Source organism: Citrobacter sp. VF227 (assembly GCF_052950715.1).
In genome coordinates this window covers 1-454 of record NZ_JBRFVF010000477.1, presented here as the reverse complement: position 1 = coordinate 454, position 454 = coordinate 1, and the positions used below count along the sequence as shown (strand labels likewise).

The window sequence follows — 454 nt, the reverse complement described above, 5'->3', positions numbered from 1 at the left end:
GCAGGGCGACGTTGTCGAATACGGTGCGATCGAACAGCAACTGGTGGTTCTGGAACACCACGCCGATCTGTCGGCGCAGGAAAGGAATCTGCGCGTTGGTGATGCGTGACAGGTCCTGCCCGGCCAGCAGCAGCTTGCCGCTGGTGGGGCGCTCCATCGCCAAGAGCAGGCGCAGCAGCGTGCTCTTGCCGCAGCCGTTCGGGCCGCACAGCGCGGTCACGCGCCCCGCCGCGATCGTCAGATCGAGGCCGTCGAGCACCCGGTGATCTCGGTAGCCGACGCTCAACGCGCGCGCCGCGAGCGCCGCCACCGTTTCGTTGTTCATCGTTCGTTGTTCAACGTTTCGACAACCGCCAAATCCGCTAGGCGCCCCGCTTTTCGCGGTAGCTTCGCGCCATCGCGACCACCGCCTTGCGCGGCACCTCGAACGGATCGCGCGCGTGCGCGCTCAGCA

General features: G+C 67.0%; 1 protein-coding gene. It reads right to left on the bottom strand.

The features are described 5' to 3' along the window. A partial coding sequence (locus tag ACU8YC_RS27425) for an ATP-binding cassette domain-containing protein (RefSeq protein ID WP_446896316.1) occupies window positions 1-325 on the bottom strand: 325 nt, incomplete at its 3' end. Window positions 326-454: the final 129 nt, after the last annotated feature.